At 61.6% G+C, this 22,375-nt stretch carries 22 protein-coding genes and 2 pseudogenes; 15 read left to right on the forward strand and 9 right to left on the reverse strand.

Annotation, left to right across the window (positions count from 1 at the left end; translation table 11 throughout):
• Together K7H22_RS00005 and K7H22_RS00010 are read left to right on the forward strand one after the other, a co-directional pair.
• The coding region (locus K7H22_RS00005) for an HAD-IC family P-type ATPase (protein WP_230798465.1) at nt 1–2,448 on the forward strand (2,448 nt) is incomplete at its 5' end.
• Between the two features lie 63 nt (nt 2,449–2,511).
• On the forward strand, nt 2,512–3,999 hold the full coding sequence (locus tag K7H22_RS00010) for an SLC13 family permease (RefSeq protein ID WP_230798466.1): 1,488 nt from the start codon (nt 2,512–2,514) through the stop codon (nt 3,997–3,999).
• Between the two features lie 54 nt (nt 4,000–4,053).
• On the opposite strand, the gene K7H22_RS00015 is transcribed toward K7H22_RS00010, so the two are convergent.
• Nucleotides 4,054–5,169 (reverse strand): cytochrome c3 family protein, encoded by a 1,116-nt coding sequence (locus tag K7H22_RS00015; protein WP_230798467.1) that lies wholly within the window; start codon nt 5,167–5,169, stop codon nt 4,054–4,056.
• Between the two features lie 137 nt (nt 5,170–5,306).
• Between K7H22_RS00015 and K7H22_RS00020 the strand changes: the two genes are divergently transcribed.
• The gene (locus K7H22_RS00020) at nt 5,307–6,776 is read left to right on the forward strand and encodes a ferric reductase-like transmembrane domain-containing protein (RefSeq protein ID WP_230798468.1); all 1,470 of its coding nucleotides are present in this window, start codon (nt 5,307–5,309) and stop codon (nt 6,774–6,776) included.
• A gap of 117 nt (nt 6,777–6,893) precedes the next feature.
• On the opposite strand, the pseudogene K7H22_RS00025 reads toward K7H22_RS00020, so the two are convergent.
• Nucleotides 6,894–7,022: pseudogene (locus K7H22_RS00025) on the reverse strand (IS256 family transposase); the annotation flags it as partial.
• Here K7H22_RS00025 and K7H22_RS00030 point away from each other — a divergent pair.
• A pseudogene (locus K7H22_RS00030) lies at nt 7,019–7,195 on the forward strand (integrase core domain-containing protein); the annotation flags it as partial. The pseudogenes K7H22_RS00025 and K7H22_RS00030 sit on opposite strands and share 4 nt — an antisense overlap.
• A 212-nt stretch (nt 7,196–7,407) precedes the next feature.
• Here K7H22_RS00030 and K7H22_RS00035 read toward each other — a convergent pair.
• A complete protein-coding gene (locus K7H22_RS00035) occupies nt 7,408–7,641 on the reverse strand; it encodes a hypothetical protein (protein ID WP_230798469.1) in 234 nt (77 codons plus the stop codon).
• 411 nt (nt 7,642–8,052) lie between these two features.
• Here K7H22_RS00035 and K7H22_RS00040 point away from each other — a divergent pair, with 411 nt between their 5' ends.
• The 3 genes from K7H22_RS00040 (at nt 8,053) to K7H22_RS00050 (ending at nt 9,649) form a co-directional block, all read left to right on the forward strand.
• A complete protein-coding gene (locus tag K7H22_RS00040; RefSeq protein WP_230798470.1) occupies nt 8,053–8,523 on the forward strand; it encodes a host attachment protein in 471 nt (156 codons plus the stop codon).
• Nucleotides 8,504–9,187, forward strand: coding sequence for a phosphoribosyltransferase (locus tag K7H22_RS00045; protein WP_230798471.1), 684 nt, complete (start codon nt 8,504–8,506; stop codon nt 9,185–9,187). The genes K7H22_RS00040 and K7H22_RS00045 overlap by 20 nt, the downstream gene beginning before the upstream one ends.
• A gap of 102 nt (nt 9,188–9,289) precedes the next feature.
• Nucleotides 9,290–9,649, forward strand: coding sequence for a phasin family protein (locus K7H22_RS00050; protein ID WP_230798472.1), 360 nt, complete (start codon nt 9,290–9,292; stop codon nt 9,647–9,649).
• Between the two features lie 67 nt (nt 9,650–9,716).
• On the opposite strand, the gene K7H22_RS00055 is transcribed toward K7H22_RS00050, so the two are convergent.
• From K7H22_RS00055 to K7H22_RS00070, 4 genes are all read right to left on the reverse strand, one after another.
• Nucleotides 9,717–9,974: a class I SAM-dependent methyltransferase gene (locus tag K7H22_RS00055; protein ID WP_230798473.1), complete on the reverse strand. Its 258-nt coding sequence runs from the start codon at nt 9,972–9,974 to the stop codon at nt 9,717–9,719.
• Between the two features lie 10 nt (nt 9,975–9,984).
• Nucleotides 9,985–10,875 carry an SAM-dependent methyltransferase gene (locus K7H22_RS00060; protein ID WP_230798474.1) on the reverse strand — a complete coding sequence of 297 codons (891 nt, stop codon included), beginning with the start codon at nt 10,873–10,875 and terminating at the stop codon, nt 9,985–9,987.
• 144 nt (nt 10,876–11,019) lie between these two features.
• Nucleotides 11,020–11,415, reverse strand: a complete 396-nt coding sequence (locus K7H22_RS00065) for a diacylglycerol kinase (protein ID WP_230798475.1) — start codon at nt 11,413–11,415, stop codon at nt 11,020–11,022.
• Nucleotides 11,415–13,061 (reverse strand): phosphoethanolamine transferase, encoded by a 1,647-nt coding sequence (locus K7H22_RS00070; protein ID WP_230798476.1) that lies wholly within the window; start codon nt 13,059–13,061, stop codon nt 11,415–11,417. Before K7H22_RS00070 ends, K7H22_RS00065 begins: the two co-directional genes overlap by 1 nt.
• 128 nt (nt 13,062–13,189) lie before the next feature.
• On the opposite strand from K7H22_RS00070, the gene K7H22_RS00075 reads away from it, so the two are divergent.
• Nucleotides 13,190–13,843, forward strand: coding sequence for a response regulator transcription factor (locus tag K7H22_RS00075; protein WP_230798477.1), 654 nt, complete (start codon nt 13,190–13,192; stop codon nt 13,841–13,843).
• The gene (locus tag K7H22_RS00080) at nt 13,840–15,081 is read left to right on the forward strand and encodes a sensor histidine kinase (RefSeq protein ID WP_230798478.1); all 1,242 of its coding nucleotides are present in this window, start codon (nt 13,840–13,842) and stop codon (nt 15,079–15,081) included. Before K7H22_RS00075 ends, K7H22_RS00080 begins: the two co-directional genes overlap by 4 nt.
• 11 nt (nt 15,082–15,092) lie before the next feature.
• Here the strand turns inward: K7H22_RS00080 and K7H22_RS00085 are convergent, their stop codons facing one another.
• Together K7H22_RS00085 and K7H22_RS00090 are read right to left on the reverse strand one after the other, a co-directional pair.
• Complete coding sequence (locus tag K7H22_RS00085) at nt 15,093–16,421, reverse strand: ATP-binding protein (RefSeq protein WP_230798479.1); 1,329 nt, start codon at nt 16,419–16,421, stop codon at nt 15,093–15,095.
• A 32-nt stretch (nt 16,422–16,453) separates the two neighbouring features.
• Nucleotides 16,454–17,113 carry a response regulator transcription factor gene (locus K7H22_RS00090; protein ID WP_230798480.1) on the reverse strand — a complete coding sequence of 220 codons (660 nt, stop codon included), beginning with the start codon at nt 17,111–17,113 and terminating at the stop codon, nt 16,454–16,456.
• A gap of 147 nt (nt 17,114–17,260) precedes the next feature.
• On the opposite strand from K7H22_RS00090, the gene K7H22_RS00095 reads away from it, so the two are divergent.
• From K7H22_RS00095 to K7H22_RS00120, 6 genes are all read left to right on the forward strand, one after another.
• On the forward strand, nt 17,261–17,578 hold the full coding sequence (locus K7H22_RS00095; protein ID WP_230798481.1) for a PepSY domain-containing protein: 318 nt from the start codon (nt 17,261–17,263) through the stop codon (nt 17,576–17,578).
• Nucleotides 17,571–18,230, forward strand: a complete 660-nt coding sequence (locus K7H22_RS00100) for a cytochrome b/b6 domain-containing protein (RefSeq protein ID WP_230798482.1) — start codon at nt 17,571–17,573, stop codon at nt 18,228–18,230. Before K7H22_RS00095 ends, K7H22_RS00100 begins: the two co-directional genes overlap by 8 nt.
• Nucleotides 18,231–18,404: 174 nt before the next feature.
• Nucleotides 18,405–18,758: a hypothetical protein gene (locus K7H22_RS00105; protein ID WP_230798483.1), complete on the forward strand. Its 354-nt coding sequence runs from the start codon at nt 18,405–18,407 to the stop codon at nt 18,756–18,758.
• A gap of 34 nt (nt 18,759–18,792) precedes the next feature.
• Nucleotides 18,793–19,263 (forward strand): DUF2271 domain-containing protein, encoded by a 471-nt coding sequence (locus K7H22_RS00110; protein ID WP_230798484.1) that lies wholly within the window; start codon nt 18,793–18,795, stop codon nt 19,261–19,263.
• A 12-nt stretch (nt 19,264–19,275) separates the two neighbouring features.
• A complete protein-coding gene (locus tag K7H22_RS00115; protein ID WP_230798485.1) occupies nt 19,276–21,483 on the forward strand; it encodes a PepSY domain-containing protein in 2,208 nt (735 codons plus the stop codon).
• Nucleotides 21,464–22,375: FAD:protein FMN transferase (locus K7H22_RS00120; protein ID WP_230798486.1), on the forward strand; the 912-nt coding region annotated here is incomplete at its 3' end. The genes K7H22_RS00115 and K7H22_RS00120, both read left to right, overlap by 20 nt.

Raw genomic sequence — 22,375 nt, forward strand, 5'->3', positions numbered from 1 at the left:
CGGTTTCTGGCGCAGTTCCACAATGTGCTGATCTATGTGCTGATGGGGGCCGCCGTGGTGACGGGGGCTTTGCAGCATTGGGTCGATACCGGGGTGATCCTGGCGGTGGTGCTGGCCAATGCCGTGATCGGCTACCTGCAGGAGGGCAAGGCCGAGGCCGCCATGGCCGCGATCCGCGGCATGCTGGCCCCACGCGCCGCCGTCTTGCGCGATGGGGTGCGGGTCACGCTGGATGGTGCCGATCTGGTGCCCGGTGACGTGGTTCTGCTGGAGGCGGGCGACAAGGTGCCTGCAGATCTGCGAGTGCTGGAGGCGCGCGGTCTTGCGGCGCAGGAGGCGATCCTGACCGGAGAGTCCGTGCCGGTCGAAAAGGCGGCGGGTCCGGTTGCGGGCGATGCGCCGCTGGGGGATCGGCGGTCGATGCTGTGGTCGGGCACGTTGATCACGCAGGGCACCGCGCGCGGCCTGGTCGTGGCAACCGGGCAGGCGACCGAGATCGGGCGCATTGGTGGCCTGCTGGAAGGGGTCACGCAACTGACGACACCGCTGGTGGCGCAGATGGATCATTTTGCGCGCTGGCTGTCCTTTCTTATCCTGCTGATTTCGGGCCTGTTGCTGGCCTATGGCTATTTCGTCGGGCATCACGATTTTTCCGAGATGTTCATGGCCGTGGTCGGCGTCGCGGTGGCGGCCATTCCCGAAGGTCTGCCTGCGGTGATGACCATCACATTGGCCATCGGCGTGCAGGCCATGGCGCGACGCAATGCGATCGTGCGCCGCCTGCCGGCGATCGAGGCGATCGGTTCGGTCTCGGTGATCTGCACCGACAAGACCGGCACCCTGACCCGCAACGAGATGGTGGTGGCTGCGGCAGAAACCCCGGATGGCGCCTTCGATATCTCTGGCGAAGGCTATGCCCCTGAGGGGGCGATCACGCCTGCGGGCGACCTTGCGGTGCTGGCCCGTGCGGCGCTGCTGTGCAATGACGCGGCGCTGCGGCAGCGGGGCGGGGTCTGGTCCGTCGAAGGCGATCCGATGGAAGGGGCGCTCCTGGCCTTTGCGGGCAAGGTCGGTGTGGCGCCTGCCGGTCAACGGCTGGATGCGATCCCCTTTGACAGCCGCCACCGTTTCATGGCGGTTCTGACCGATGGCCCCTCAGGCCGCATGATCCATGTGAAGGGCGCGCCCGAGCGTGTGCTGATGATGTGTCAGGGCATTGATCTATTGCATTGGCACAACCGCGCCGAGGCGATGGCCATGCGCGGGTTGCGGGTGCTGGCCTTGGCGGAACAGATCGCATCAGATGACGGGCTTGACGCCGCAGCGCTTGAAGGTGGTCTGTCCTTTCTGGGTCTCGTCGGTCTGATCGACCCACCTCGTCCCGAGGCCATAGCCGCCGTGGCCGAATGCCGGGCCGCCGGGATCCGCGTCAAGATGATCACCGGCGATCATGCCGGAACAGCCACGGCCATTGCCGCGCAGATCGGTCTGGCCCGACCTGACAAGGTGCTGACCGGGACGGATCTTGACACGCTGGACGATTTGCAACTGGCGCTGGAGGTGATGGGAACGGATGTCTTTGCCCGCACCAGTCCCGAACACAAACTGAGGCTTGTGACCGCATTGCAGGCCAATGGTCTGTCGGTCGCGATGACGGGGGATGGGGTGAATGATGCCCCGGCCCTTAAGCGTGCGGATGCGGGCATTGCGATGGGTTTGAAGGGATCGGAAGCCGCCAAGGAAGCGGGCGATCTGGTGCTGGCCGATGACAATTTCGCCTCCATCGCCGCCGCCGTGCGCGAGGGGCGGACGGTCTATGACAACCTCAAGAAGGTGATCAGCTGGACGCTGCCCACCAATGCGGGCGAGGCGATGGTGATTGTGCTGGCGTTGCTGCTGGGGCTGTCGCTGCCAGTCACGGCGGTGCAGATCCTGTGGATCAACCTGATCACGGGTATCACGCTGGGCCTTGCACTGGCCTTCGAGCCGACCGAGGCCGGCACGATGGCGCGTCCGCCGCGCCCGCGCGATGCGCCGATCCTGTCGGGCGAACTGGTCTGGTATGTGATCATGGTGGCGCTGCTGTTCCTTGCGGCGGTCTTCGGCATCTTCACCTATGCCCTGGACCGGGGCTATCCGCTGCCACTGGCGCAGACCATGGCGATGACCATGCTGGTCGTGCTGGAGATATTCAACCTGTTCTTCATCCGCAACATCCACAGCACATCCCTGACATGGGCAGCCGTGCGGGGGACCAAGGTGGTCTGGACGGTTGTGATCGCGATTACGGCGGCTCAGTTCGCCGTCACCTACCTGCTGCCGTTCCAGATGATCCTTGGCACCGCGCCGGTGTCGCTGGCGGACGGTGTTCTGATCGTCGGCATCGGGTTCGCATTCTTTGCCATTCTCGAGATCGAGAAGCAGATCAGGCTGGGGTTGAGGAGATAGCTCTTCTGCCATCAGGACGTTTCGAATTCGCCGTTATCCCGACAAGCAGAGAACGAGGGTCCCATGCCAGCCGACAGACACGCGCATCCTTCCACCGACACAGGCCAGCCGATTTCGGCCCTGCGGATCGCCGGGCTGGTGGCGGGGCCGGTGGGGGCCGCTTTGTTGCTTTGGCTCACACCGCCCGCGGGAATGCCGCTTGAGGCTTGCCGGATGCTGGCCATCACCCTCTGGATGGTGGTCTGGTGGCTGTCCGAGGCGCTGCCTATCCCGGCCACGGCGCTTTTGCCGCTGCTGCTGATGCCGGTGCTGGGCGTGCAGGACATGCCCGAGACGGCGGCGCGCTATGCCAACCCGCTGATCTTCCTGTTTCTGGGCGGGTTCCTTTTGGCCGCCGCCATGCAGCGGGTGGGGCTGCACCGTCGTATTGCTCTGCGGATCGTGTCCATCGTCGGGGCCTCGCCGGACAGGATCGTTCTGGGCTTCATGCTGGCCACGGCGTTTCTGTCCATGTGGATATCGAACACGGCGACCACAATCATGATGTTCGCGGTCGCCCTGTCGGTGATCGACTTTGTCGGCCAGCAGACAAGCGACGACCGGATGGTGCGCAATTTCGGGGTCGCCCTGATGCTGGCGGTCGCCTACAGCGCTTCGATCGGTGGTGTCGGCACCCTGATCGGCTCGCCACCCAATGCGATGCTGGCCAGTTTCGTGCAACAGACATATGGGATCGAGGTCAGCTTCGCCCGCTGGATGATGATCGGTCTTCCGGTCGTTGTCGTGATGCTGCCGCTGACTTGGGTGCTGCTGACACGTCTGCTGTTTCCGGCCCACACGATCAAGGTTGGCGATGCGGGCGCGCTGGTGCGGGCCGAGATCGCGGCGATGGGGCGGATGGAGCCTGGCGAACGTCTGGTGGCGGTAGTGTTCAGCGGTGCCGCTCTGGGCTGGATGCTGCGCGATCCGCTGGTCCGGTTGACAGGCCTGCCGCTGGACGATGCGATGATCGCGCTCACGGCGGCTTTGATCCTGTTCGCGGTGCCCCTGTCGCGTGGCACCGGGCGCTATGCGCTGGATTGGGCGGCCACGCAGGAGTTGCCTTGGGGAATCCTGTTGCTTTTCGGTGGAGGGCTGGCATTGGCGAGCGGCTTTTCCACCTCGGGTCTGGCGCGGGTCATCGGCGAGAGCGTGGCCGGGATCGACATTCCCACGGTCTTTCTGGTTCTCGCGGTGCTAACAGCCATGGTCTATCTGACCGAGATCACATCCAACACAGCCTCGACGGCGACCTTCCTGCCCATTCTGGGCGCTGTGGCCGTGGGTCTGGAACTGGAAGTGCTGACCCTGACCGTGCCGGTCGCCCTTGGCGCCTCCATGGCCTTCATGATGCCCGTGGCAACGCCGCCCAATGCCATCGTCTTCGCCTATGACAGGATGCAACTGTCCGACATGGTGCGCGTAGGGCTGCTGATGAACATCGTGGCGATTGGCGTGGTCTTTGGCGTTCTTGTGCTGTTGGGGCCGGCAGTTCTTGGCATAGCGTTGTGACGCGTAGCGCGCGATTTCAAGTCACGTCGCAGAAAGACGGAACGTTCAGGGCCCTCAGGGGCGCGGTCGCTTGCCCGGGTCCGCCCCGTTCGCGGTTGAGAGATCCTCAAGACTGTCGTGCAGCAATTGCAGCAGGTAGCGCGGGTTGTGCACGAAGCCGCCTGGGTCCTTCTTCGCCACCTGATAGTTGTAGGCGGCCTTGAGCAGGCGCGGTGTCCATGACTGATAGCGATTGGGAAAGACTCCCTCTGCCGCGCTGATCTGACCGTCGCCGTCCGTGTCGGTGAAGAAATACGGAAACTGCCCCGGCGCATAGGCGATGGCCGTGCCGATTGTTTGCGTGGCATAGGTCTGAATCGCGGCGTAGAGCTGGCTGTGCAGGCCGGTGATCTCGGTATGGATACCGCCCGAGATCACGCCGTCTCCGTCGAAGTCAGCGTGCCGGGTGCGGATGTCGCGCAGATCCGTGACGCCGCGATGGCAGCTGAGGCAGCCTTCGGTTTCGACCTTTGTGCTGTGCGGGTCGTGGCAGGCCGTGCAACTGTCGGCGCCGAGGACATGGCCGAAGCGTCCGGCATAGGATCGGCCCGGATAGTGATAGCCGCCGCCCAGATCGCGGCCCCCCGTCACGGCGGCCGCGATGCCGTAATGGATGTTGAGAAAGCCCAAGGCCGTTGACGGCGTATCCTCGTCCAGACCGGTCGTGGCGGCGGTGACATCCGCGCCGGACAGGCGGCCCTGATGGCAGACCGTGCAGACCGCGTCGGCGCCCAGCCCGTCAACCGTCACGCCCGAAGGGAAAGTGACACTGTTCAGCGCATGGGCGGTGGCGGTGTGGCAGGCGGCGCAGCCGATCGGGGCGTTGATGGCGGCGGGGTGGTCCACGACGCCCGCCAGCGTACCATCCGCGCCGAGATAGTCCAGAAAGCCCGGCTGAGAATGACAGGCGGCACAGGTTTCAGGCACCGCCCCGTCCTTGTTCCAATAGGTGAAGGACAGCGAAGTGTGATCGGCATGAGGCGCGTCAAGCCACTCTTGCACAAGGCGGGCAAGCGCGTCCTTGTCATATTGGGTCAGACCTTGCTGCGCCCTGGTAGGGGCAGGGGCCAGCATGAGGCCCACAGCAAGCAAGAGGATCATAAGATAGCCGGTAATGTTGCGCCGTGTCATGCAAGCCTCCTGTGACAATCCGGGGGGATCACGCGGTGCAACTCTGCCTTGGCTTGATTGATTCGTCCTTGAGGCATGTCAAAGCGTGCATGTGGGCTGGGTGTCACTCTGCAGTTCACAAGCGGAGACGCAGACGCATGACTTCTACCGCCGAACCTGAACCGCCATTGTCACCCGGCACATGGCCCGGCCTGTCCGCCCGCGCGATGGCGCTGGTCTATCTGGTGATCTGCCTGTCGCCGGTGGCGTTGGCGGGGCTGTCCGATACTGTGCCGCTGGACCGTTGGGAGGCCTTTGGCGCCGGACTGGGGCTGGCGGGCCTGGTGGCGATGGTCGTGCAGTTCGTGACCTCGGGGCGGTTCCGGCGTGTATCGGGCGGGATGGGCATTGACCGCATCATGGCCTTCCACAAGTTTGCCGCATGGTGGGTGTTGCTGGCGTTGATGCTCCATCCCGTGGCCTATGTCCTGCCCACCTTTCTGGACGATCCGCCCCGGGGGGCGCAGCGGTTGCTGGCCTATCACCTGGTGCCCGCCTATCGCAGCGGTGTGGTGGCGCTGGTGGCGCTGGTGCTGCTGGTTGCGGCGGGGGTGGCGCGCGACCTGTTCCGCTATGAGATATGGCGCGGCAGTCATGTCATTCTGGCGCTGGTGGCCCTGGGTGGCGGGTTGCATCACGCGACAACCGCCGGGCGGTTGAGCGCGCTGGGGCCGCTACATCTGTTCTGGTGGGGGACGGGGGCTGTTGCTGTCGCGGTGATGGCCGTGCTCTATGGCTGGCGCTGGATGCGGTTGCACCGGCAGCCGTGGCGGCTGCGCGGGATCGCGAAACTGGCGGACCGGATCTGGGAGCTGGATCTGGAACCGATGCCGGGGACGGCCGCTTTGCCGTATCGGGCAGGGCAGTTCGTCTGGATGACCGTCGGCGCGAGACGGTTTCCGTTGTTCGATCATCCGTTTTCGATCGCAGACAGCCCGCAGCGGACAGGTATGAGCCTGATCATCAAGGAAGTGGGGGACTTTACACGCAGCGTGGGGAGCCTGCCCCTTGGCACATCCATCGGGGTCGATGGTCCTTACGGCACCTTTACCTTGCAACGGCATCCTGCCACGGCCGTTCTGCTGATCGCGGGCGGGGTCGGGATTGCGCCGGTGATGGGCTTGCTGCGCGATATGGTGGCGCGGCGCGATCCGCGCCCGGTGCGGGTGGCCTATGCGGTGGGAACGCCTGCGAACTTCGCCTGTCTGGCAGAGCTGGAGGCAGCCAAGGCGGATCTTGACCTGCAGGTGATGTTGGTGAGCGAGAGCCCGGAGGACGGCTGGCCCGGCGAGGTCGGCTATCTGGGCCGGACCAAGCTGGATATGTTGCTGGACGGGCTTGATCCGTCCCGCGCCGTGGCGCTGATCTGTGGTCCTGGTCCGATGGTCACGGCGGTGTCGGATACGCTGCTGGATCTGGGGTTGCCGATGCGGAATGTCGTCTATGAACGGTTCGATTATGGCGGGGTTCTGGCGGCCCGGCAGGACCGTCGTCGCACGTTCGGATTCATCAGCCTGCTTCTGGGCCTGACATCGCTGATCGCGGTGATCACGAATTTTATGGTATGAATTGGCTACCCAAGTGGCCGGCCCAAGATCATGGATGCCGATCAGGGTAGCCAGTTCATGTCTATGGGGCCCTGTCCGTCTATGTGGTGTAAATTTCCGTGTGGCCTGAGGGCATGATCAGGCGGCTTTCGTTGTTATGCTGAGAATGGGGTCGATCTCCTCCTTGTCGATCTGGGCGAAGGCTTCGACCATCATGTAGCGGCTGGCGATCTGCCAATCATCGTTTTGCTCCAACAGTACTGATCCTGATCGAACGATGGCGCCGCCACTAAAATACAGTCAGGCCACACAGTGCGCTGGGGTGCCGCCCGCCCGCGCCGGAAACCTTCGTTCCGATAGACCAAAGACCCATTATGCTCTCACAATCAAACCGACCACTCGGTAGTGGCAGACCAGGCATACAGCGCGGGATAACGTGATGTCCTATCTTGATAGATGCTTTCCACAACATGCGGTGACAGGCGCGCCGTCAGAGGCAACCTTGCAAACGTAGCTGTTTTTCGACCATCGGCGCGATAGTCCATCATGATGCAGCATGGGCGTTTTTCGAGCGCAATGGGTCGTCCCTAAATGCCAGCCCCTCCAAGCTGCACATGGGAAAGGCGACTTTGGCTGATTCTCGGCTATGTGGTCATATATCCATCAATGATCTGAGTTTATAGGACAATTCATTGTTCTGGGCGAGGATCGTCCGCACCGAAATCTCGCGCTTTCGGCAGGGATTGACCGGGTCGGACGTGGTCCCGATATCAAAGGTTTCGAACAGAACATAACGTCTGCCATTTGGATCACGCACGAGATACCATTCATCGCGTTGTCGTTGCTCGTGACGCACAACTGCGTGGATTCTGGTCAGCTGTCGCATATCCATCCCCCCTAGGTTGTCTATGCTTTATGCTCACCTTCGTTGACACGCATATGACAAAGATCAACTACAGGACGCAAATCAGCCACTCGGGTGACTGGAAAAATAGAGGGATCGGAAAAAGGCGCCGCCACAGTCGGGGATGTGCAATCCCAACCATCACGCATGTGATCCGGCTCATATGAGTGACGGCAAGAGCGCCTGATCACGTTGCAAAGACACTGTGCGGCTTTGATTAAAGCAAAAACCCCACAGCGTCAGATGTCAGATCCATAGACGCTTAATCAATCCGGCAGGGCGCTGCCATGCTGGCCTTACCGCGCAATCATGTTGACGCCAGTCAATGTCTCACTGCCCTGTTTGAGAAATAATGGATCATTGGGCAGCTTCAGGTCGGAGTGCGACAGTAACATGCCAAAGAATAATTCCCGCACATGGGCACTGGTGATGAACGGCACGCGTTGCCGGATTTTACGTGGGATTGCTACAGCCAAGGATGATGCCCTTACGGAACTGGTCCTGCGGTCCGAATTCCGAAACCTGCGCGACATCATGTCAGACAAGCCGGGGCGCTCGTTCACATCGATGGGCGGCGGGCGGCGGTCAGCCATGGCGTATTCAAGCGACCCGGTTACCGAGGATCAGCGCGAATTCATCCGTCAGGTCATTTCGCTTTTGGACAGCCACAGGCGCGCGGGCGAATATGACCGGCTGGCGGTCTTTGCCGAACATGACATACTCGGTCATCTGCGACTGATGCTTCCAAGAACCCTGCGTGATAGGGTGATCTGCGAGGTGCCGAAGAATTTGCTGCAACTCTCGGCGGCAGACCTGCGAGATGCGATCTTGCAGGAGTTGAATGATGACTCCTCCCTTTCCTGATCGACGCGCGGCGGGGCGCAAGCTGGCAGAACGGCTTGTGCATCTTGCCGGGGCGCAGACGGTTGTGCTGGGCCTGCCACGCGGTGGCGTGCCTGTCGCGGATGAAGTGGCGCGCCACCTCAACGCCCCGCTGGACATCGTTCTGGTCCGCAAAATCGGCATGCCGATGAACCCCGAATTAGCGCTGGGGGCTATCGCAGGCCCGCAGGGCCAGACGCTGGTTCTGAACACCGAACTGGTGGAGCATTTCGGCATCGATCCCGCCACAATCACGGCGCAGGCCGCGCCTCAACGGGAGGAACTGGCCCGCCGCAGTGCGCTTTGGGGCGCGCATCTGCACCCTGACACCCTGGCGGAAAAAGTGGTGATCCTTGTCGATGACGGTATCGCAACAGGGACCACGATGCGCGCGGCCATCTCGGTTATCCGGTCCAGCGACCCGCGCCGCATCATCGTGGCAACGCCCGTTGCGGCCCCCGACACGCTGAACCAGTTGTTAGCCCTTGCCGATGAAGTAATCTGCCTGCATGCGCCTCCCAATTTCATTGCGGTTGGCCAGCATTACCTGTGCTTTGCGCAAGTTGATGATGCAGAAGTGCGCACCATACTGGCTGCCGCCCGATCAGATCGCCTTAGCTGTCCGGTGATTGACGATGATCAATGAACCGCTGCGATGAACAGGTAACACATGTCTTGGATGCAGATATCCGCCCACCAGATGGTCGGATTTCTCGTCTTCGACGTCATGATGCAAAAAGGAACCAAAATGCCTGACAAGAAACAGAAAACCGATGCGCCCGCCACACCAAACCTAACACACAAAGCACCAAACCACCAATGGCCGCTGATGGTTGGCACCGTTGCCGCGCAGGCATGGATGGATATGGGAACCGAAACCATCCGCTTTATCTGGAACCGGATGCAGCATGACCACAAAACTCAAAAGGAATTTTTGGCCTGCACCAGTCTGGAGGATATGCAGCAGGTCCATGCCGCATTCATGTTCAAGGCGCGGGAACAATATGTTGCCGAAACGCGCAAGATGATTGACCTGATAGGCAAGGCTGCAACCGCAGGTATCGGTGTCGCGCCGACAGCGCGCCGCTATGATGATGTGCCGCTCTGACGCAAGCCCCGCGGCTGTAACCGCGCGCAGCTTTAACGGACATATCCCGCCAGCGCTGACTCAGGTGCTATTCTGCAGCCTGCTGCATATCCTGCGCTGCGGGCGGGTATAGATAATCGCGGGTGATCGGCACGGCATCCACCCTCCGGCACAATTGAAACTGGAACACGTCTTGCGGGCCGTGGCGAAAGGTCTGTTCCGATGCGGCCAGGTAATAGTAATAGCGCCACATTCGTACGAATCGCTCGTTCTTCAACCCAGCCGCGATATCGGCTTTGGTATTGATGTGATCAAACCAGCACCGCAGCGTCAGCGCGTAATGCAAGCGCAGGCATTCAATATCCCCGATCCCCGATCCGCAACTCCGCGTCCTCAATAGCCTCGGCCATTTCGGACAGCGATGGCACATAACCGCCCGGAAAGATGTATTTAGCGATCCACGGATTGGTTGCATCAGGCGGCGCACCCACATATTCGAACATGCCAACGGACACGATCCGGTCAAATTGCCCGGTCATGGCGCGATAATCAATCAGCTTGAAAGACACCTGACCTGCCAGCCCCGCAGCCTGCGCACGCTCACGTGCAATGGTCAGTTGCTCCTGCGACAAGGTGATTGCTGTCACCTGAGCGCCGTAGTCGCTCGCCAGCGTCAGCGCCAAGCCACCCCAGCCACACCCGATATCCAGAACCCGCATCCCCGGCGTGATCAATAGCTTGTTGGCGATATGCGTTTTTTTGGCATTCTGTGCCGCTTCAAGCGTCATGGTGTCATTCGCAAAATAGGCACAGGAGTATTGCCGATCCACGTCCAGAAACAGATCATAGATTGCGGGCGTCAGATCATAATGATGCGCCACGTTGCGGCGGGCCCCTGCTTCGGGATTGGACTGGTCCAGCCGCCGCCTGACATGGCGCACAGCCGCCAGAACACGGGCCGTGGCTGGCAAACCTTCTGCATGCGTGCGGTTGCGCATGGCAATGCCAAGCAATCCTTGCACATCATCGCTTTCAATCGACAGCGCGCCGTCCACGTAAGCCTCGCCCAAGGCCAGTTCGGGGTCGCGCATCAGCCTGCGGGCTGTGGGTTGATCCTTGATGCGCACGGTAACCTTTGGCCCGTCCCCATCACCAAAGCTGATCTCGCCGCTGTCACCGACACTGACCACAAGGTGGCCTTTGAGGATCAACCGACGCAAAAAACGTATAAATAATGCAGTCCACATGTCCCAGCTATTCCGGGATCAAAAGCAAACCGTCATCCCCTCCGCACACCGCGTTACTATGTCAAGAGATGTTGCGGCCTTTGAGAACGGCGGATAGGTCCGGCGAACCTAACCAGATCAACTTTTGTGTATCTACGCTTCGTCTCAAACTGTTTGCAGAGTGACACCTAACACAAAGCCGAAGGTGAGCAGCAGCATCAGACCCACCGCAAACGAGCCAAGGTCCTTGGCGTGTTTGGCTGCTTCCGACCATTCAGGTGACACATGGTCCACCAGAACCTCGATTGCGGTATTTACAGCTTCTGCGGCGAGAACCAGAGCGAAGAGGGCGATCAGAGCCGCCCATTGCCACCAAGCCGCGCTTGTCGCGACGAAGCAAACCGCTGCGATCAGGAGGCCCAGCAGTTCCAGGCGCGCGGCGGTTTCCTGAAACAGGCGTTGGCACCCGGCCCATGAATAGGCCGCAGCATCCAGCACATGCGGCAGGCCCGTCCGTGGTTGAGGGATCTGCCGTTTTTGGCCATCTTGCGTTGCTTTCATCAGCTTGCCTTAGGTGTGACGTGGCAGGGGGAGGCGATATCAAGCGCCGGGTCGCGTGCAACCGTTTCGATGTTCAGCAAGCCAAGCATTGTGTGAAACAGGTTGTCATGGCTCACGGATTGGCGCGCCGCGCCTTGCAGACAAGTGTCGTCCAGCGCCATGGCCGAACGGAACGTGTCACCCAGCCACATCACCATCGGCACTTTCGTCTGCTCTTCAGGTGCCATGAAGCGCGGGGCCGCGTGCAGATAGAGGCCATTTTCGCCCAAGGACTCGCCATGGTCGGACAGGAAGATCATCGCGGGCAGTACATTGTCGGCCGCCGCAAGCATGTCGATCGCCTTTGATAGCACGAAATCGGTTTCCAGAACCGCATTGTCATAGGCGTTGACGATGTCAGCGGCCTCACAGTCCGAGAATTGCGCGGTCCGGCAATCTGGCTGAAAGATTGCGCGCGCCTCTGGATACCGCAGGAAATATGCTGGGCCGTGATTGCCGTTCATATGCAGGAACAAGACGGTGTTTGCAGTGATCCTTGCCAGCGTTTGGGCTATCACCGGAAGCAGGATTTCATCCGTGCATTCGCCTTTGCAGGCTTCAGGGTCCAGTGTCTTGTCGACATAGGACCAGCCAAGGCGTTCGGCGACGCCCATATCGCCTGTGTTGTTATCCACCCATTCCAACTGGAAAGCGGCATGGGTCAGCACATCAAGCAGGTTCTCCTGCGAGAGCGCCTTTTCCCTTGTGAACTCCGCCTCCGGAAGGCGTGAAAACATGCAAGGCAGAGAGACCGAGGTCGACGTGCCGCAGGCTGCAACATCTATGAAGTTGATGACATTGCGGGCCGCCAGTCCCGGTGTTGTATCGCGGGAATAGCCGTTGAGGCCAAAATTCTGCGCTCGAAGGGTTTCCCCAACAAACACGACCATCAGGACGGGCTTTGACACCTGCGCGAGAAAAGAACCCTGTTCCGCATCGGCGCCTACAGGCCGCACCACCACCTCGGCCGAGGCGATCTGCTGCTCGGAGTATTTGATCAAAGCGCGGATCGAGGCTATGGGTTGCAGGGACCCCATCACATCACGCCGCTCGCGGAAAGCAGCGGAGTAGGTTTTGTAGTCGGGGAAAACCCCGCCGACCACGATGGCCAGCGACAGGCCTACGCCCAGCGGCCAGCGCCATAGATGGTGCCAGTTGCGCACACGGACGACGTTTGGCCAGAAGACAAGTAAGGCAGGCAGAACACCGAAGACCGCGACCTGAAGGACCGCATCCGACGTCATCAGGTGCTGCGCTTCGGTCTGGGTTGTTTCGAAGATATTGCGTATCATCTCTCGGTCGATCAGCACGCCGAAACTACGCTCGAAATAGCTGGCGGATGCCGCGATCATGATCAGGATCGCCGCGACAGGCTTTTGCAGACGGCCCGGGCCAAACAATTCCAGAACCATCACAATCAGAGCGAAAACGGCGATGCCGAACACAATGATCCGCAGGGGATTGCCATAAAGGGCATCGACAGCACGCGCCCAGAAGCCAAGGTTAAGAGCGCAGAAGATATAGGCAGCAACGGAAAGGTTCAGCGAAAGATGTGACAGGGTTGGCCGAAGTGACCAAAAGGGACGTGGAAGGGTCTGGTATGTCATGTACTGATAAACGGCAGAGCCGGTTTCTCCTGATGTTTCAGGATTACGCCTTCCACCGTCCAGCTTGCGCCAAGCTTACAATTGCGATTTCTCTCGCCTTGAATATTGCGCCGGAGTAGCTACGGGGTATGCGCCTTTTACTTGTTGAAGACACGCCCGACCTTGCCCAATCCGTGATGCGGTTCTTGCAGGCCGAGGGCCACGCGGTCGACCATGCGCCGGATGCCGCCACGGCAGACGCGGCCATGGCCGTGGCGGAGTATGCCTGCGTCATATTGGATCTGGGGCTTCCAGACGGTTCCGGGTTGGATGTGCTGCGCGCAAGACGCCGGTCCGGAGACAAAACGCCTGTTATCATCGCGACCGCACGCGACCAGATCACCGACCGGATCGCCGGCCTTGACGCCGGAGCGGATGATTATGTCGTCAAACCCTTCGATCTGGGCGAGTTGTCCGCCCGTATCCGCGCCCATGCGCGACGCGGTCAGGGTCTGCCCGAGACGCGGTTGCAAGTCGGCGGGCTTGAGGTGGACAGGGCTGCGGCGCGTGTCTGGGCAGATTCGGTGGAAGTGCGTTTGACAGCGCGCGAATGGGCGCTGTTCGACACGTTGATCGGGGCGCGGGGACGGGTCGTATCCAAGTCGACGCTCGAGGAGGCACTCTACGCTTTCAACGACATGATCGAGGGCAATGCGGTGGAGGTCTATATCTCGCGCCTGCGCCAGAAGCTGGGCGCCAGTGTGATCGAGACACGACGCGGTCTGGGCTATGTGCTGCCATGAGCGGATATGCCCGAACATGGTCGCTGCGCCAACGCCTGACATGGCGCGTTCTTGGACTTGTCATCATCGGGTGGTGCGCGACGATCGGCTTCTCAGCCTGGGTTCTGAACCATGAGATGAACGAGATGTTTGACGAGGAACTGCACGCGCTTGTCGAGACGACCGCCCTTCTTGTCGAGACATCGGAGACCGGGGCGATCCCGCGACAGCTGGGGATTGAAACGCGGGACGGGGAACGGGTGCTGCGTCTGTTATCCGATACCGCAAATGAGCCTACGGCCCCTTGGCCTTCTCTGACCAAGGACGGGTTTCACGATTCATCTGGCTGGCGCATCCTGCGCGCGACTGTCGAGGGCACGGTGATAGAGGCGGCCCATGCTGTCGACTGGAGGCGCACGGAGATGTTGGAGGCGGCATCGGCCTTTCTGATTCTGGTCCTCCCTTTGGCGGGGCTGCTTTTGTGGGGTTTGCGCCGGATCACGGCCGAAGCGACTGCCCCGATCGCAGGGCTTGCCGGTGCGGTTGCTGCGAGGCGGGCCGATGATTACTCGCCTGTCTTGGCGGCGTCCCTGCCAAGAGAACTTTTACCGCTCGCGGATGCCTATAATGCACATCTATCGCGGATTGATGCGTTTCGGCGGTCCGAACAGGATTTCATCGCCAATGCCGCGCATGAATTGCGCACACCGCTTGCAATGATCCGTGGACGCCTGGAACTATCTACCGATCCCGACGCCTCTGCTGCTGTACCGATGATCGACGCGCTGACGCGGCGGGTTGAAAGGTTGTTGCAGATGTCGAGGATCGAGGCCGGTGTTGGACTTGGCACCGGACCGGCCGACGCGGTGCGGATTCTGCGGCTTCTTCTGGACGAGATGCGCGGGCAGAACCGCCATCCTGTCCGTTTCGACGATTCCGACATGGACCGCCTGATGGTGATGGTCGATCCGGACGCGCTGGCGATCCTGCTGCGCAATTTGCTGGAGAATGCCACTGAACATGGCAGCGGTGTCGTCAATGTCAGGCTGAAAGGGGACGGCACGCTGACGATCCGTAATCCGACAACCGTTGCGAGCCTTGATCTGGAACGCTTCGGCAAGGGTGAGGCGTCCGGGGGGCTTGGGATCGGGCTGTCCATCAGCCGCGCCGTTTGTCTGGCCATGCAGATCCCACTGTCCATTGATATCACGGCGGGCGAGGCTCGGTTCATGCTTGCCCTTCCGGTCGTGCCTGGCTGATCAATCGTGGCTTATGCCGTGGCACGATGCTTCGTCACCGCATCTTCTTTTTGAACAGGCAGGTTCAACCGCGCCTCGAACCCGGTCTCGGCGCCGCGCCGAGGCGACCTCAGGGTCAACTTTCCTTCGATCCGGTCAGAGATGGCCGCAACGATGGCAAGGCCAAGCCCGCTTCCGTTCGGGTTGTCGGCCCCCCGCTGAAAGCGTTCGGTCAGGCGGTCAAGCATGTCACGCGGTAGCACCGGTCCGGCATTCGCCACGCTCAAGGCTCCGTCAGCCGTCAGCGTCACCGCGACAGGTTCACCGGCCTCGCCATGCCGCAGCGCATTTTCAATCAGGTTGCGGGTTACGATGCCCACGGCGTCCGGGTCCATGTCCGACAGGACGGGCTGATCGGGCAGCGACAGGTCGATGCGCCCGCCTTTTTCTGACCGCGCCAGATCCTCCACCACGATACGGATTGCTGCACGCAGATCGGTCAGCATGTCCTGCCGCAACCTTGCCCCTTCGGCGCGGGACAGCTGCATCAGCTTTTCCGCCAGACGGGTCAGGCGCTTCAGCGTCACCTCGATCTCGTGGGCTTTCTGCTGGGCGGCGGGATCGGATGTTTCGGATTGCAGCCGCTGCGCCTGGGCGATGGCGCCCGCCAGAGGCGTGCGCAACTCATGCGCCGCGTTCGAGGCAAAGCTGCGTTCGGCGTCAAAGGCGTCTTTCAGACGGCTCAGCAGACTGTTCAGCGTGACGGCGACGGGCGCGATCTCGGTCGGCAGATCGGTTGTCGGAACAGCGGAAAGGTCGCGAGCAGAGCGCCCGTTCAGTCTTTCGCGGAAGCGCGTGAGCGGGGCAAGGCTGGTTCTGAGCGCAACAAGGATCGACAGGAAGGTGAGTGGCAACAGAACAAGCAGCGGCACACCAAGCGCCATCTGGATCTCACGCGCGACGGTTGCGCGATGGGTCAGAGGCTCGGCCACCGTGATGCGGATACTCCCTTGCAGCGCAACCTCGCTATAGAGTCGGTGGGTAGTGGTTTCCTGAAAACCGGGCCCGGCATAGGGCGGAAAATGCGCGGGATCGGCCGTGTGGGACTGGATCAGGATCAGCCCCTCTGCGTTGCGCACGATATAGGTGAAGCCCTCGTCATGGGCGCGGATGGCCCCAAGGCGTTGCGTCAGATTGACGTCTTCGCGCCCGACCACGTCAACGACGGCAAGGGGCAGGATCCGTTGAGCAGTTTCCTGCAGCGCGGTATCAAACACCTCGTACATTTCATTGCGCAGGACAAGGCTTGTCACGAAGGCGACAGTGATCCAGAGGGCGACCAGAAGCCCGCCCAGTGTCATGATCAAACGGCCGCGGAGACTGCCCCACCAGGTCACGCGGCACCCAGACGGTAGCCCAGACCACGTTCCGTCGTGATGATCGTGTTGCCCAGTTTCTTGCGGATGCGGCTGACGTGAACCTCGATCGTATTGCTCTCGATCTCGGCGTCGAAGGCGTAGAGCTTGTCTTCAAGCTGCGCCTTGGACAGCAACTGACCGGGGCGGGACAGAAACGCCTCGAACAGGGCCCATTCGCGGGCTGTCAGCGGCACCGGCTTGCCACCCCGATGGATGCTGCGGGCGGCAAGGTCGATCTGCAGATCGCCGTGGCTGATGATCGGGTTGGGATTGCCGTTGTAGCGCCGGGCCACCGCGCCGATCCGGGCGGACAGTTCCGCAAGGTCGAAGGGTTTCACGAGGTAATCGTCGGCGCCCGCGTTCAGCCCGTCGATACGGTCCGAAATCTGATCAAGCGCCGTCAGGATAATCACGGGTGTCACGTCACCGCGCGATCGTAGCGTTTTGAGAAATCCAATCCCACGCCCGTCCGGCAGCATCAGGTCCAGCAGCACCAGATCGTAGGCGGCCCCCCGCATTGCGTCTGCTGCGGCGTCAAGGCGTTGCACCCAATCGACCGACTGTCCGTCTGCGGCAATCTGATCGCGCACCGCCGCCCCCAGAATTGCGTCATCCTCGACAAGTAAAACTCGCATTTTCGTCCCCGCAGCGGTGTTCTTCGGCGCAATCTTAATCCTCTCAAGCTGACGGCAACCTGACGCTAAGCAGTGTTGTCGCTTCAGGTAGCTGTCAGGTTCGTTCTTCATAGTGGGTTCAGACGGCCGCAACGAGGAGTTTGGCCCATGACGAGGACATTGACAATTTTTGCCTTTCTGATGGCCTTTCCGGCCGGAATGGCGCTGGCTGATGATGATTGCTTTGTGCCGATGGCGGACTGGCAACCACGTGAGGCAGTGGCGCAATTGGCCAAGGACAAAGGCTGGACCCTGCGCCGCATCAAGATTGACGACGGGTGTTATGAGCTCGACGGCCGCGATGGCCAGGGCCGCCGGATCGAAGTGACGATCCATCCGGCGACGCTTGAGGTCATCGAGATCGAATTCGAGGACGATGATGATGATCGCCCCCGTCAGGAGCGCGAAGGACACAGCGATGACTGATCACACGACAGCCCATGCCGCGATGAACGGCGCAGTCGGCACCGGCAAGATCCGGGTCTGGGATCCGCTTGTCCGCATTTTTCACTGGAGCCTTGTCGCAAGCTTTGCCGTTGCGTGGTTGAGCGCGGAAGAGTTATCCACCGTTCACGAGATTGCAGGCTATACGGTTGCCGGGCTGGTGGTCTTCCGTATGGTCTGGGGTCTTGTCGGCAGCCGCTACACACGGTTCACGCAGTTCGTCAAAGGGCCCGGTGCCACACTGGCCTATCTTGGGGACATGCTGCGTGTAAAAGAGCGGCGCTATATTGGGCACAATCCAGCGGGTGCCGCGATGGTTCTCGCGCTTTTGATGGCACTGTCAGCAACGGCATTCACCGGCTGGTTGTTGGAGGAGCCCGCACGACTATCCATGCTACCTGATCTGCCACAGATCGTCGCTCCGGCCTATGCGGATGATGATGCCGACGGTTACGGTGGGAGCAGTTCCGAAGTGATCGAAGAGATGCACGAGACATTTGCCAATCTGATGCTGCTGCTGGTGGCGTTGCATGTAGGCGGCGTGGTGCTGACATCTTTCCGGCATCACGAAAACCTGCCCCGCTCCATGATCACCGGCGACAAACGTGTGCCCGGACCGGATGATATTGCCTGAAAGTCGTTCTTTCAGTTCCCATGGCCGACTGTCCCTTCGGCCTGACTGGCCCCGCACCCAAAGGCGGGGTCTTTTTTATCCTGACGGCAAGCTGAAGCAGAAAAGGCCGATGCGTCAGGTGGCGCTCAGGTCTGGGGGGCAGAGTGGGGGCAGCAGAAGAAAGGAAACCCTGCCATGCGAAATACACTTGCTCTTCTTGTTGCCTCGACCGCGCTGACGGCAACCCTCGGCTTGCCTGTCCTGGCTGCGGTGACAATGCCCGGCGCACATCGTCTGACCGCGAATCTGGTGGATGCAAGCGGAGACACCGCCCCTGTGCTGATCAGCGATGACCATGACGACGACGATGACGACGATGACCACGACAACCGGCGCCGGGATCACGACGATGATGATCACGATGACGACGATGATGACGACGATGATGACCGCGCCGGAGCGCGCAATCCGGCACCGTCTGGCACCGTCGCGCCGCCCTCCAACGGGCTGTTCGGAAACGGTGCCGCGCCCAAGGTTCAGATGAACTGAAACCGCTCATCAAGACAAACAAAGGATGACCTCCATGAAATCCCTTCTTGCAATTCTGGCCCTGAGCACTGCCCTGACGGCGCCCGGTCTGGCCATGGCACGCCCGGTGACCTTGACCACGACACTGACGAACTACGGCGGCGATGGGGCTTATCTGGCCTTCTATGTCACCGATCCATCCGGCACCTATGTCGGCAGCCTCTGGATGGCGGGTGGCAAGTCCAAATATTACGAACATCTGAGCGACTGGTATCGCGCCACGGGCGGCGATCCGGCGCAGATCAACGGCATCACCGGCGCCAGTGTCGGCGCGGGCCGGTCGCTGGAGATCACCCTTGATCTGGCCGATGCGCTGTTCGATGCCGGCTATACGCTGCATGTGGATGCAGCGGTCGAGGACATGCGCGACAGTCCGAACGAGGTTGCGGTTCCGCTGACAACCGCCGGGGCGGGCACGGCTGTGCCGGGCCGTCGTTATATCGCGACCCTCAGCTACGACATGTAAGGGGGGCAGGCCATGATCCGCGCTTTTCATCGCTGGCCGGGTCTGCTGGCCCTTGGTCTGGTCACGCTCCTTGCGCTGAGCGGGGCGGCGCTATCCGTCTTTCCGGCGCTGGAACGGATTGCCGCGCCGCAATCCGAGACCGGGCTGAGCGTTGCGACACTGGCGGCGCGGGTGCAGGCGGCCTATCTCGGGGTCGAACAGATTCGGCGCGCGCCTTCGGGGCAGATCACGGCCTATTGGTTCGACGCAGGCACGCCGGGAGCAGCCGTTATTGATCCCGCAACCGGGCAGGGTGTTGCATCCGCCGATCCCAATCAGACTGAACGTTGGCTGACCAACCTGCATAGGTCGTTGTTTCTGGACGATACGGGCCGGATCGCCATGGCGGCGGGGGCCGCCGCAATGCTGCTGTTGTCCATCTCGGGTGTTGCACTGGTGGCGCGGCGGGTGGGTGGCTGGCGGAACTGGTTTGTGCGACTGCGTGGCCCGATTGCCGGACGCATACATGTAGAGATCGCCCGGATCGCGGTTCTGGGGCTTGTGCTGTCAGCCTCAGCCGCGCTTTGGATGACCGCCTCGACCTTCGATCTGTTGCCGGACATCGCTGCTTCGCCCGCTTTTCCCTCTGAGGTCAGTGGTGAGACAGGACGCGCGCTTTCCGGGATCGCTGTGCTGAAAGCGACGCCAGTGATGGAACTACGTGCGCTGAACTTTCCCGCCCGGGACGATGCCACGGATGTCTTCACGCTCAAGACTCGCCGCGGTATGGGCTTTGTCGATCAGGGCACGGGCGTAACGCTGGCCTGGGCGGAGCTGTCCGGGTGGGCTCAAGTGTCCGAGGTGATCTATACCCTGCATACGGGGCAGGGCGCTGCGGTACTTGGGCTGATCCTCGGGCTGTCAGCCCTTGGCGTGCCGGTCATGGGGGCATCCGGGGCGCTGGTCTGGTGGGCCGGACGGCGAAGTCGGCCCCGCATCCGGGGCAACCGGGCCGCGGGTGCTGCGCAGACCATCCTGCTGGTGGGTAGCGAGGGGTGCAGCACATGGGGCTTTGCCGCCACGCTTCACGCAGCCTTGGCCAAGGCGGGGCAGGCGGTCCACGTGGCCCCGATGTCCAGCTTTGCGCCCAAGCAGTATTCGCGCGCCGAACGGTTCATCATTCTGGCCGCCACATATGGTGATGGCGCTGCACCGGCATCGGCCAAAGGGTTTCTCGATCGTCTGGCAGCACTTGACCACCCACCAGCGGCGCCGATTGCCGTTCTGGGATTTGGTGACAGCGGTTTTCCAGCCTATTGCGCCTATGCGCAGGCTGTTTCTGACGCAGCGCAAGCGAAGGGATGGCGGGAATTGATGCCCTTCGACACCGTGGATCGCCAATCGCCGCAGAGTTTCGCGCGTTGGGGACGCAACCTTGGACTGGTGATGGGACTTCCGTTGGAACTGGCGCATCATGTCATGCATCCCAAAGCGACGACGCTCACCCTCATGTCGCGCCGTGATTATGGGGCCGAGGTGCAGGCACCGACGGCCATTTTGCGCTTTGCCCTGCCGCGTCTGTCCTTGTGGCAGCGGTTGACCGGTGCGGGCTTTGCCCGGTTTCAGGCGGGCGATCTTCTGGCCGTTATGCCCGAAGGATCACCCGTCTCGCGACTCTACTCCCTTGCTTCGTCCTGTCGGGACGGGTTCGTGGAAATCGTCGTCAGGAAACAGGCGGGCGGTTTGTGCTCGGGTCAGTTGATGGCGCTTGCCAAGGGGGACACGATGAACGCTTTCCTGCGGCCTAATCCCGGTTTTCATCCGGATCGCGGCCGCGCGCCGTTGATCCTGATTGGTGCAGGCACCGGGGTCGGACCCCTGGCGGGTATCATTCGTGGAAACGCCCGGAAGTGCCCGATCCATCTGTTCTTCGGAATGCGCCACCCGGACAGCGATTTCCTCTATGGGCGCGAGATGCCGGTGTGGAAGGCAGAAGGGCGGATCACGCGGCTTGTCACCGCCGTCTCACGCGGGCCGAAGGCCAGCTATGTGCAGGATGTGCTCCGTTCAGATGCGGTCGAGGTCACGCGGCTGATCGGCAACGGGGCCCGTGTCATGGTTTGTGGCGGGCGCGATATGGCGGCGGGTGTCGCTGATGCACTGACCGATATTCTTGCGCCGACCGGGCTGACGCCCGCACTTCTGAAAGCCGAGGGACGCTATGTCGAAGACACTTACTGAGCAGACGCGCCACGCCTTGAACGGTCCGACCATGGGCACCCGTTGGCAGGCTATCTTTCATGCGGAACAGGGCTTTGATGTCCAGCGTCTGCGCGAGGCGCTGCAAGCTGCCGTGACCGAGGTTGATGTTCAGATGTCCACATGGAAGCCTTACAGTGACCTGATGCGCCTGAACGCGGCACCTGCCGGGGTCTGGCATCCGGTTCCGGCGCATCTGATGAAAGTCTTGCAAATCGCCCTCGACATCGGGCGCGCATCGGGTGGGGCTTTCGATATCGGGCTTGGTGATGTCACCACGGCCTGGGGCTTCGGACCGAGCGAAGCAGACCCCATGCGGATGCGCGTGGCGCTGACAGCGGATCGTGTGCCCGCCCATGACGCCCTCAGATTGGATGTTGACGCCGGCAAGGTTTTCAAGACGGCCTCGATCACACTGGATCTGAACGGGATCGCCAAAGGTTATGGCGTGGACAGGCTGGCCGAGACGCTGATGGAGCACGGGATCACCTCCTCTCTGGTCGGGGTCGATGGCGAGATGCGCGCCATGGGGCTAAGGCCGGATGGGGTCGCGTGGACGATCGCGATCGAAGCACCAGACACCGCACGACGTACACCACAGTCCGTTTTGCAGCTTCAGGAGGCCTCTGTCGCAACCTCTGGCGACTACCGCCACTGGGTCGAGGTGCAGGGGCGGAAACTGTCCCACACCATGGCCCCCCAGCGTGGCGCGCCGCTTCTTGCCGCGCCGGCCTCGGTCACTGTTGTGGCGCGCAGTTGCGCAGAGGCTGATGGCTGGGCGACGGCCTTGATGGTTCTTGGCCTTGATAAAGGGCGGGCACTGGCCGCACATCTCAGGCTCGACACTCTCTTCCTGCTGCGCGATGCTGTTGGC

It is taken from the genome of Seohaeicola saemankumensis, assembly GCF_021021435.1.
In the GTDB taxonomy this organism is placed as follows: domain Bacteria; phylum Pseudomonadota; class Alphaproteobacteria; order Rhodobacterales; family Rhodobacteraceae; genus Seohaeicola.